General features: G+C 35.2%; 6 protein-coding genes. 5 read left to right on the plus strand and 1 reads right to left on the minus strand.

What is annotated here, in order from left to right:
• Positions 1-57: 57 nt before the first annotated feature.
• The 3 genes from EZM65_RS14100 to EZM65_RS14110 all read left to right on the plus strand — a co-directional run bounded on the left by EZM65_RS14100 (position 58) and on the right by EZM65_RS14110 (position 6,490).
• Positions 58-4,041 carry a PAS domain S-box protein gene (locus EZM65_RS14100; protein WP_136669200.1) on the plus strand — a complete coding sequence of 1,328 codons (3,984 nt, stop codon included), beginning with the start codon at positions 58-60 and terminating at the stop codon, positions 4,039-4,041.
• Between the two features lie 36 nt (positions 4,042-4,077).
• Positions 4,078-4,929, plus strand: coding sequence for a neutral zinc metallopeptidase (locus EZM65_RS14105; protein WP_136669201.1), 852 nt, complete (start codon positions 4,078-4,080; stop codon positions 4,927-4,929).
• 136 nt (positions 4,930-5,065) lie between these two features.
• Positions 5,066-6,490: an SDR family oxidoreductase gene (locus EZM65_RS14110; RefSeq protein ID WP_136669202.1), complete on the plus strand. Its 1,425-nt coding sequence runs from the start codon at positions 5,066-5,068 to the stop codon at positions 6,488-6,490.
• On the opposite strand, the gene EZM65_RS14115 is transcribed toward EZM65_RS14110, so the two are convergent.
• The gene (locus EZM65_RS14115; RefSeq protein ID WP_136669203.1) at positions 6,487-8,022 is read right to left on the minus strand and encodes a YifB family Mg chelatase-like AAA ATPase; all 1,536 of its coding nucleotides are present in this window, start codon (positions 8,020-8,022) and stop codon (positions 6,487-6,489) included. The two genes, EZM65_RS14110 and EZM65_RS14115, sit on opposite strands and share 4 nt — an antisense overlap.
• A 162-nt stretch (positions 8,023-8,184) precedes the next feature.
• On the opposite strand from EZM65_RS14115, the gene EZM65_RS14120 reads away from it, so the two are divergent.
• On the plus strand, positions 8,185-11,184 hold the full coding sequence (locus EZM65_RS14120) for an amidohydrolase family protein (protein ID WP_136669204.1): 3,000 nt from the start codon (positions 8,185-8,187) through the stop codon (positions 11,182-11,184).
• 4 nt (positions 11,185-11,188) lie between these two features.
• On the plus strand, positions 11,189-12,487 hold the full coding sequence (locus EZM65_RS14125) for an amidohydrolase family protein (RefSeq protein WP_136669205.1): 1,299 nt from the start codon (positions 11,189-11,191) through the stop codon (positions 12,485-12,487).
• Positions 12,488-12,489: the final 2 nt, after the last annotated feature.

Below are 12,489 nucleotides of genomic sequence, written 5' to 3' on the forward strand. Positions count from 1 at the left end.
CAAGAAAAAAATCAGTAAATTGGGTCATGGTAATAACATTTTTAAACTCCCAATTTATTGATTACAATTACTTTAGTTGCGAAAAGCTTATTTTTTGAAGACGATGTTCACCATTCGTGGTGGTTTATATTGTCGTTTTTTGTATTTACTGCTTTTTTGTTTTTTTTGGGGTTTAGAAAAAGTTCTTTAATCAATAAAGATCTGATAAAAAATTACTCCGAAATTGATAATTCCAAAGAACAATATCAGCTTTATTTTTTATTTATAGGATTAACACTTCCGGTTGTCGATTTCTCGATTGAATATTTTGATTTAAGGGAAAAAGAACAGGCGCCTATCAATATGATAGTGTCTTTGATATTGTTAAGTATTTATTTTTCAAGCTTAAAAATAAAAATAGTATTTAATAATATAAGGGAACTTTTTATTCTGCTTTTTACAGCCTATTATTTCATAACAATTCAAAGAATATTGGAAAGACCTGAGTATGAATCAAATTATTTTGATTTAATCATATTGATGTTTTTTGCCTATAATGTCTTTAGATCGTTACGTTCCTATTGGGTTTTTGTGTTGGCTAATTTTGTTTTTATTGCTGTTTTATATTACTTGAGCATAATTAATGAGATGTATTTGGTTATACTAATGTACAGCTGTTTTATGACATCTCTTATAAATCATGTAAGATATATAGTCAACCTGAATGCTAAAGATAATTTTTTGTTTGCAGATAATATTGTCAACAAAGGGACATCGCTGGTATTGGGAGTAAATAAAAAGGGAGAGGTTGTTTATTGCAGCCATACTATTGAAAGTATTCTGGGATATACTCTGGATGAAGTTAAAGGGTTTGGTTTTTGGGAATTGACAGAAGATGAGGGGTTTACAACCGTTGATTATGAAATCAGCGATAAACTTTATACCAGAAAACTTAAGACAAAAGACGGTTCATACAAATATATTCAGTGGAAAGATTCAAAATATTCTGAGGATTTATATGTTGGTATTGGACAAGATGTAACTGAGCAGGTTGATTTAGAGCATCAGTACAAAAATCTTATTGAGTCGGCCACAGATATAATTTTTGAAACAGATAGAGAGGGGCGCTTCACCTTTGTGAACTCTTATGCTAAGAAATTATTCAATCTCACTAATGAAGAAATAATAGGTGAAAATTTTACTCTATTTGTCAGGGAAGATTATAGGAATGAGATACTAGGCTTTTACCGTAATTCTATTCTTAATGAAACTGAAATTACTCCTTTTGAATTCCCTGTTATAATTCTTAAAAACAAGGAGATATGGCTGTCTCAAAATGTTACTGTCAAACGTGATGTTGAGGGGCGTTTGTCTGGCTTTTCAGCAATTGCGAGAGATATTACTTTGCTCAAAAAGATTGAACTTGAGCAAAAAGAAAGACAGTATAAAAATGAAATATTCAATAAAACTATCAATACGCTGGCTACTCAGGCATTTGACAATGATGAAACTTTTGAAATCAGATTGAATAAAATACTCAAAGCAGCTTCGGAAGGTTCATTCATTGACAGAATAAGCTATTGGGAATTTTTTCCTGAAAAATTATATTGTGTTTCACTTTATAACTTAGAGTCTGATGAGTTTGACGGAGGTTTTTCGACTTATAAAGACGGAGATTCCGTTTATTTTAATACTCTGGAAAAGGAGAATATCATTGTTGCCTCAAATGTATATGAAAATGAGAGTACAAAAGAATTTGCATTGGATTATTTCCCGGAAAACGATATCAAATCAATGCTGGATGTACCTGTTTTAATTAACGGGGAATTACATTCAATTTTATGTTTTGAAACAACAAAAAGTCAAAGGGAATGGGATAATGATGATATCAATTTTGCACGTTCTGTATCAGATATTATTTCACTGACCATTGAAACTTTTAAAAGAAAAAAGACAGAACAGCAATTAGAATCCAAGACAAAGTTATTGACAGCCATTGCGCTTTCTACAAAAATAATTTTAAGCAAAGATTCCCTAAAAGACATTTTTGATGAAATTTTTGCATTAATAGGTAAAGTTACTAATGTTGATAGAATTTCTTATTTGGAAAATGACCCTGTAAATAAGGAAATATCAATAAAATACGAATGGGTTGCAGAAAATATTTCTTCACAGATCAATAACCCATTATTGAAAAAAATGAAACATGAAGATAACCTGATGTTCATGAGTAAACTTTTCAATAATGAGATAATTAAGGTTAAAGTAAGTGATGATAATAATGATGAAGATAATAGATTCATTGTTGAGGATATAAAAACGATTTTAGTTTTCCCCATTTTTGTAGGGGACCAATTCTATGGAACTATCGGTTTTGATGATTGTTCTCAGGACAGAGAGTGGACAGACGATGAAATTGAAATCCTGCAGATATTAGCAAATAACGTTTCGATTACAATTGAACGGATAGAAAGTCAAAAATTACTTTTTGAGTCACAGCAGCGGTTTAAATTATTGGCTGATAATATGCCGGGTGTAGTTTTCTTATCAAAAGATGACGAGAGATTTTCTAAAATTTATATCAATGATGAGATAGAAGCGCTCACAGGCTACTCAAGAGAAGAATTTTTAGATGGTAAAATTAATTTAGTTGATTTACTGCATCCTGAGGATAAGCAAAAAGCACTCCAAATTAATAAAAAAGCAATTAAAGGAGGAACTCCGTTTAGATTGACTTACAGAATCATAAAAAAGAATGGAGAGATAGTTTGGGTTGAAGAATACAGTGATGTTATTTTCAAAGATGGAAAAGTTGCTTTTATTGAAGGTATTCTTATTGATATTACTGAAAAGAAAGTTGTAGAGAATGAAATAAAAGCCCGTGAATATGCTGAAGCTTCCAGTAAAGCGAAGTCTGAGTTTTTGGCAAATATGAGTCACGAGATCAGAACCCCTTTAAATGCAATTATTGGTTTCTCGTCGTTAATGAAGGATACGGACTTGGATAAAACTCAAAATGAGTATATAACCACGGTTAATCAATCTGCAAACATACTTTTAGATGTAGTTAATGATATTCTGGATTTTTCTAAAATCGAGACAGGAAAACTGGAACTTGAATATAAGAAAACCAACTTATATGAATTAGCAAATCAGATTATTGATATTATTCGATTTGATTCGGTCCAAAAAAACATTGAATTGGAACTTCATATTGATGAAAATGTGCCTGAATATGTTTTAATTGATTCTTTGCGTATCAAACAGGTTCTTTTAAATCTGCTGTCAAATGCTGTTAAATTTACTGATAAAGGACGGGTTGAACTCCAGATAAAAGCAAATGATTTCAGACAGGATAAAGCAAATATTCAATTTTTAGTGAAAGACACGGGTATTGGCATTAAAAAAGACAATCTGGCTAAAATTTTCGAGCCTTTCTCGCAGGAAGACAACTCTACTACCCGAAAATATGGAGGAACAGGTTTAGGATTGACAATTTCCAATAATATTCTGAAATTGATGAACTCTAAACTGGAAGTTGAAAGCCACTACAGAAAAGGAAGTACTTTTTATTTTAATGTTGACTTGGATTTTTGTACTCTAAATACGAATTGCGGGCCAATGGATGTGAATACCATGGAAGTGATTTATGAAAATGTTCCGGTTTCGTTATTAAAAAGTCTGTCGCATAAAGAGTTTAAAATCCTGGTAGTTGAAGACAATAAGGTAAACATGATGCTGGCAAAAACAATGTTGAAAAAAATGCTGCCGAATGTTATTGTAATTCAAGCAGAAAACGGTCAGACGGGTATTGAGGAATTTGAAAAAGAAAATCCTGATTTGATACTGATGGATATTCAAATGCCGGTTTTAAATGGGTACGAAGCCTCTGTATCAATACGGAAGAAAAATAAAAAAGTGCCTATTATCGCTTTGACGGCTGGAACAATAAAAGGAGAAAGAGAAAAATGCCTGCAGTCAGGTATGAATGATTACATTGCCAAGCCAATCGAGAAAGACTTATTTGAAAATATCCTGTTCAAATGGCTTTCAAAACCATAAAAAAATATATTTTTATATAATTCAAAATTCAAAACTATGAAATGGCAGGGAAGACGTCAAAGTGATAACGTTGAAGACCGCAGGGGAATGTCATCCGGCGGAAAAGTAATTGCCGGCGGAGGTGCTTTGGGAATTATTATTTTATTGTTGAATTTATTTGGCGGTGAAACCGGTCAGACAATCGGTAATTTGTTAGAGCAAACACAACAGCAAACCACAACACAAACTGAACAAAGACCTTTAACAGAAGAGGAAAAAGTACTTGGTGAATTTGTATCTACTGTTTTTGCTGATACTGAGGATATTTTTGGGAAAATTATGACTGATAATGGGGTGCAGTACCGAAATCCAAAAATGGTTTTGTTTACAGATGCTGTCGAGACTGCCTGCGGAAGTGCATCAGCAGCCTCGGGACCTTTTTATTGTCCGGGAGATGAAAAAGTATATATGGATCTTAAATTCTTTAACGAGCTGCAAACACGTTTTGGAGCAAAAGGAGGTGATTTTGCCATTGCCTATGTTATTGCGCATGAGGTAGGGCATCATTTGCAGACTGTATTGGGAACTTCCGGAAAAGTACGCCAGCTGCAGCAACAGATGAGTCAGGAAGAGGGTAACCGCCTTTCTGTGGCTTTGGAACTGCAGGCTGATTTCTACGCAGGCGTATGGGCAAAATATAATCAGAAATATTTAGATCCAGACGATATTGATGAAGCACTCAGTGCGGCCCAGGCAGTAGGAGATGATGCAATTCAAAGCCGTATGCAGGGTTATATAGTACCGGAGTCGTTTACTCATGGCACTTCTGAACAAAGAAAATCCTGGTTTATGAAAGGGTATAATACCGGAGATATCAAACAAGGGGATACTTTTGCAGAGCTAAAATAAAAGATTTAAAATCATATATGTAAGTCGGGATTTCCCGACTTTTTTTATTGTTTTTCTGAGCTTTTTTGTTTAATTTTAATTGTAAATAATTAAACAAAATACTGATTTTTAATGCTTTAAGTTTTTTGTAAAAATCATGAAGATATTACTTACCGGAGCAAATGGATATGTGGGGAGAAGACTGCTTCCTGAATTACTGGCCAATGGGCATGATGTGGTATGCTGTGTAAGGGATAAAAATAGATTGGGAACTGATGAGGAGACTTTAAAAAAAATAGCTGTCTGGGAAGTTGATTTTTTAGAAGAACCAAATTTTGACCACATTCCTGAAAACATTGATACTGTCTATTATCTGATTCACTCAATGACCAGCTCTACTGAAGATTTTGACAAGTTGGAAGCTTTATCTGCACATCATTTTAATGCTTATATGGATAAAATGAAGGTAAAACAAGTCATTTATCTTAGTGGAATTGTTAATAACCCTAATCTTTCCAAGCATATGAATTCCCGGAATAATGTTGAAAACATTTTGTATCAGGGAAATTTTAATCTTACCGTTTTAAGGGCAGGAATTATTGTGGGTTCCGGAAGTTCTTCCTTTGAAATAATCAGGGATTTATGCGAGAAACTTCCCATAATGATAACTCCCAAATGGGTCTTAACAAAATCGCAACCTATTGCCATAAGAGATGTTATTCAATATCTGATCGGTGTAATAAATAAAGAAACATGTTTCAATAAATCATTTGATATTGGCGGACCAAACATTTTGACCTATAAACAAATGATGCAGTTGTATGCTAAAGTAAGAGGATTAAAAATTATGATTATAGGAGTGCCGTTTATGTCGCCTAAGCTATCTTCTTACTGGCTTTATTTTGTTACTTCAACGAGTTATAAACTGGCAAAAAATCTAGTGAACAGCATGAAGGTTGAGGTTGTTTGTAAAAACAATGATTTACAAAGAATGCTTGGTATAAAACCAATTTCATATACTGACGCAATTAAATTGGCTTTCAAAAAAATTGAGCAAAACCTTGTTGTTTCAAGTTGGAAAGACAGTCTCTCAAGCAGCGGTTTCAAATTGGATCTTAAGAATTATGTTGAAGTACCTAAATACGGCTGTCTGAAAGATTATCAAAAAGTGAAAGTTGATGATGTAAATAAAGCTCTGGATAATATCTGGTCAATTGGGGGGTATAACGGGTGGTATTATGGAAATTGGCTGTGGGAAATAAGAGGGTTTATTGACAGGCTTTTTGGAGGCGTAGGTTTAAGAAGAGGCAGAACCAATCCGGATCATTTGGATAATGGTGATTCATTGGATTTTTGGAGAGTGATATTAGCCGATAAAGACAAAAGAAGACTGCTTTTGTTTTCCGAAATGAAAGTACCGGGTGAAGCCTGGCTGGAGTTTAAGATTGATGAAAATAACACACTACACCAGATAGCTACATTCAGACCCAAAGGAATTTTTGGCCGGCTTTACTGGTATAGCATGTTACCTTTTCATTTTTTTATTTTTAAGGGAATGATAAAAAATATTGCGGCCAATTAACCCAACCATCCATCTCTGTCAAGGCTTCTGTATTGAATTGCCTCGGCAATGTGGTTTGAGCTGACATTTTCAGAATCTTCTAAATCAGCAATTGTCCGCGAAACTTTTAGAATTCTATCATAGGCTCTTGCTGATAAATTTAATCGTTCCATAGCAGTTTTCAGCAATTGCAAAGAAGTATCATCGAGTTCACAGTATTCACGTATCTGTTTTGTGGTCATTTGAGCATTGTAATGTATGTGTTCGTATTTTTCAAAACGATTGCTTTGAATTTCCCTTGCTTTTGTTACCCGCTTTCTGATTTCAACACTGCTTTCGGAAGCTCTTTTATCAGATAGTTTTTCAAACGGAACAGGTGTAACTTCAATATGTATGTCAATCCGGTCTAAAAGTGGTCCTGAAATTTTATTCAAATACCGTTGCATTTCATTAGGAGACGAACTTACAGGGGCATGCGGATCATTAAAATAACCTCCGGGACTTGGATTCATACTGGCAACCAGCATAAAAGAGGAAGGATAGGTTATAGTAAATTTGGCTCTTGAAATAGTTACTTCCCGGTCTTCCAAAGGCTGACGCATGACTTCAAGAACTTCTCTTTTAAATTCCGGCAGCTCGTCTAAAAAGAGAACGCCATTGTGAGCTAAAGAGATTTCTCCGGGTTGCGGATAACTGCCGCCACCTACTAATGAAACACTCGACGCAGAATGATGGGGACTTCTGAAAGGCCTTTGGTTCATCAACCCGGTGTCTTTAACTTTTCCTGCGACACTATGAATTTTAGTCGTTTCTAAAGCTTCCTTTAGAGTCATTGGCGGTAAAATGCTGGGCAATCGTTTGGCAAGCATGGTTTTACCTGCTCCTGGAGGGCCAATTAATATCACATTATGTCCCCCGGCAGCCGCAATTTCCATACACCGTTTAATCGATTCCTGTCCACGGACTTCCGCAAAGTCAAATTCGGGATAATCCAAGGTTTTGTAAAACTCTTCTCTTGTATTTATTGTGGTAGGCTCAATTGTTCCTTTTCCTTCAAAAAAGTCAATGATTTCTTTTACGTTCTCAATTCCGTAAACAACCAATCCGGTAACAATTGCAGCTTCTTTTACATTTTTTTTTGGTAAAAAGAAACCTTTGAAACCTTCTTCTTTTGCTTTGATTGCTATGGACAAAGCCCCTTTTATGGGCTGTAAACCTCCGTCTAAAGATAGTTCTCCCATAATGACGTATTTGTCAACCTCTTCAGACATAATTTGACCTGATGCGGCGAGAATTCCAACAGCGATTGTCAAATCATAGGCAGAACCTTCTTTTCGTAAATCGGCAGGAGCCATATTCACAGTGATTTTTTTACCGGGAAAATTATAATTATTGTTTTTAAGTGCTGCGGCTATGCGGTAGCTACTTTCTTTAATAGCGTTATCAGGAAGTCCTACAAGATGATAACCTATTCCTTTGTCAATGTTTACTTCTACAGTAATGGTGGTGGCGTCCACGCCAAAAACGGCGCTTCCAAAAACTTTTACTAACATGGCGTATATTATTTTAATGGCTTATATAACACAAAAATAGCAAAAAATAATTAGCGGCAATTTCTTACGGCTTTTTTCTTAAACTTATGTTAAAGAAACTGATTGTCTAATTTTATCACTGAAAAAAATCGGTATTTTAGAAGCCTAATCAACCAGATCAAAATGAGAAAAATAGTATTGTTGTTGCTTTTTGGAATTTTATGCATTCCTCAAACGTATTCTCAGGACTACTTTCCTAATAATGAAAGTACCAAGAGTAAATCTTCAATGTATGTGGCATTTCAAAATGCTAAAATTTACGTAACCCCTTCACAAATAATTGAGAAAGGAACTTTACTCATTAAAGATGGTAAGGTGGTTTCTGCTGGAATGAATCTGACAATTCCTAAAGGAGCAATGCTTGTCAATTTAGAGGGGAAATCTATCTATCCTTCATTTATAGATATGTACACAACGTTTGGTGTTGAAGTTCCTAAAGGTCAAAGTAATGGCAATAACCCTATGTATGATACAAAAAAGAAAGGTTATTACTGGAATGAACATATTAAAACCGAAGTAAATACAGCTGAGGTCTTTAAGTTTGATCAGACAAAAGCAGAAGAATTCTTAAAAGCCGGTTTTGGAACTGTTGGAACTCATGTGCCTGATGGGATAGCAAGAGGAACGGGATCTTTGGTGCTTTTGAATAATGATAAAGAAACCAATAAATTTTTAGTGCCAACAGTTAGCAATCATTTCGCTTTCACTAAAAGTCCAACAAGCAATCAGGCTTATCCATCTTCATTGATGGGAATGCTGGCTTTATTAAAACAAATGTATCATGATGCCGGTTGGTATAAAGGAGGGAATTCGGAGTATAAAGATGCTTCTCTGGAAGCCTTACTAAAAAATGAAAAATTGGTTCAGATTTTTGCCTCTGAAGACAAGCTGAACAGTTTACGGGTAGCTAAATTGGGTAAGCAATTTGGTATAAATTATATTCTGAAGGGTTCCGGTAACGAGTTTGAGCGTGTGGAGGAAATTAAAAAAACGAATGCTAAATTTATCATTCCAATTAATTTTCCGGAAGCGTATGATGTTTCCGATCCTTATCAGGCCAATCAGATGGAATTGGCAGATTTACGCTTTTGGAATCAGGCACCAACCAATTTGAAAGTATTGGCTGAAAACGGAATTGTTTTTGCATTAACAACAGACAAACTTAAAAAAATAGATGATTTTAGAAGCAATCTTTTAAAAGCTATTAAATATGGTTTTGATAAAACTAAAGCGCTTGAGGCATTAACAACGGTGCCGGCATCTTTGCTTGGAAAATCTAATGAAATTGGAAGTTTGAAAAACGGAGCAATTGCCAATCTTTTAATCACATCGGGTGAAATATTTGATGCTAAAACGGTTATCTATGAAAATTGGGTAAATGGAACTAAGTTCATAGTAAACGACATGAATCTGAAAGATGTCCGTGGCGATTACCAGCTGACTTTAGGGAATGAAAATTTTAAATTGAAAATTGAAGGTGAAATAGTTTCTCCAAAAGCTGATGTAAAAACAGCTCAGGATAAAAAGGTGAATTCAAAATTGGCTTTAGCTAATAACTGGATGAATTTATTAGTTAGAACTGCTGATACAACCAAAACTGAATTTAACAGACTTACTGCTTTTGTATCTGATATAAATATGATTTCAGGAAAGGCAGTTTTGGCAAATGGCCAGGAAACGTATTGGTCTGCTAAAAAAGTACCGACTTCTTCTGAAACGAAAAAAGAGGATGAAAAGAAAAACGATATCTATAAAGTTTTCCCTGTTACCTATCCTAATTTGCCTTATGGTAATCTGCAAAAACCAACGCAAAAACCAATTCTGTTTAAAAATGTAACGGTTTGGACCAATGAAAAGGACGGAATTTTGCAGGAAACCGATGTTTTGATTAAAGACGGTAAGATTGCGGCTGTTGGAAAAAATCTTTCTGATGCTTCATCAGTTGTAATTGACGGTAAAGGGAAACATTTAACCAGCGGTATCATTGATGAGCATTCGCATATTGCTATTTCAAGAGGTGTGAATGAAGGTGGTCATAATTCTTCTGCCGAAGTAACGATTGAAGATGTTGTAAATTCTGACGATATCAATATTTATAGAAATCTTGCCGGAGGTGTTACTACTTCACAGTTACTGCACGGTTCAGCGAATCCTATTGGAGGCCGTTCGGCAATTGTACGCTGGAAATGGGGTTTGGCACCGGATGAAATGATTTTTAAAAACTCACCTCAGTTTATCAAATTTGCCTTGGGAGAAAATGTGAAACAATCCAATTGGGGTATTCAAAATCCAACCCGTTTCCCTCAGTCACGTATGGGAGTGGAACAGGTATTTATCGATTATTTTACCAGAGCCCAGGAATATGATAATGCATGGAAGACTTTTAATTCACAAGGTAAAAAAGGCGGAATGAAACAGCCAAGAGTTGACTTGGAATTACAGACTTTAGCTGAAATTATTAATAAGAAAAGATTTATTTCCTGTCACTCTTATGTGCAGTCCGAAATTTTAGGTTTGATGCGCGTGGCAGAAAAATTCAATTTTAAAGTCAATACTTTCACACATATTCTTGAGGGATATAAAGTGGCTGATGAAATGAAGAAACATGGAGTAGGAGCTTCAACTTTTTCTGATTGGTGGGCATATAAGTTTGAGGTAAATGATGCTATTCCTTATAATGCAGCTTTAATGCAAAAACAAGGACTTGTGGTTGCAATTAATTCTGACGATGCTGAAATGTCACGCCGTTTAAATCAGGAAGCTGCCAAAACAGTGAAATACGGAGGTGTTTCGGAAGAAGAAGCATGGAAAATGGTGACACTAAATCCTGCTAAGCTTTTGCATCTGGATGATAAGGTCGGAAGTATAAAAGTTGGTAAAGATGCCGATGTGGTTTTATGGAGCGATAATCCATTATCGATTTATGCCAAAGCTGAAAAAACGTTAGTTGAAGGTGTAGTCTATTTCGATAAAACATTGGATGAAGTCAAGCGTAAAGAAATAGCCAATGAAAAAGCGGCCTTGATTATGCAGTTACTGCAGGAAAAAAATCAGGGAATGGCCACGCAGCCGGCTGCCAAAAAAGACAAAGTACATTACCATTGTGACACTTTAGAAGAATAAAAAAATGAAAAAATATATAAAATTAGCCTGTCTGTTATTTCCAATAGTTGGATTTCAGGCACAAAATATACCCGCACCTAAACAAGCAAAAGCAACGTTAATCATGAACGGAACCGCTCACTTGGGCAATGGTGAAGTTGTTGAAAACTGCGCAATTGGTTTTAAAGACGGAAAACTGACATTGGTTGCAGATGCCCGTTTAATCCGTTTGGATATGACGGCTTATGAAAATGTTATTGATGCTTCCGGGAAACATGTATATCCTGGTTTTATTGCACCTAATTCGACTATTGGTCTGGTTGAAATTGATGCTGTAAGAGCTTCTGATGATGAAAAAGAAATAGGAAGCTTTACACCTAATGTACGAAGTATTATTGCGTATAATTCTGAATCCAAGATTATTGAAACCGCAAGAATTAACGGAGTATTAATGGCTCAGGTAGCACCCCGCGGAGGAAGAATTACAGGAACTTCTTCAATTGTCCAGTTGGATTCCTGGACCTGGGAAGATGCTGTAGTTAAGCAGGATGACGGGATACATTTGAATTTCCCAACAACTTTTAGGCGTTCCGGGTGGTGGGCAGAACCAGGGACTATAGAGGCTAATAAAGATTATATTAAACAAGTGGATGAGTTAAACACTTTCATTAATAAGTCCAAAGCATATTTAAGCGAAACCCCAAAAGAAAAGAATTTGGTTTATGAATCTATGAAAGGACTTTTTGATGGTTCACAAATTTTATATATCAATGCCAATGAAGAAAAACAAATCATTGATGCCATAAGAGTAGGGAAAGACAACGGAATTAAAAAAATGGTAATCATAGGAGGTTATCAGGCAGACAAAGTAGCCGGTTTGCTTAAATCGAATCAAATAAGTGTATTGATAGGAAGAACACATAGTCTTCCCAATTTGGATCAGGATGATATCGATCAACCGTTTAAATTGGCTAAAATCCTAACCGATTCAGGAATTGTTGTCGGTTTGGAAAACAGCGGGGATATGGAACGTATGAATACCCGTAATTTACCATTTCAAGCAGGAACAACTGTGACCTACGGATTGACTAAAGAACAGGCTTTGCAAACAATTACGCTTAATACTGCTAAAATACTGGGTGTTGAAAATCAATGCGGTTCTTTGGAAGTCGGTAAAGATGCAACATTATTCATTTCGGATGGTGATGCACTCGATATGAGAACCAATAAACTGACTAAAGCTTTTATTCAGGGAAGGGATATACCGCTGGAATCACATCAAACGAAATTGTATAAAAAATATAAAGACAAATACAATCAGTAAAA

This window comes from Flavobacterium sp. H122, from assembly GCF_004959765.1.
Classification (GTDB): domain Bacteria; phylum Bacteroidota; class Bacteroidia; order Flavobacteriales; family Flavobacteriaceae; genus Flavobacterium.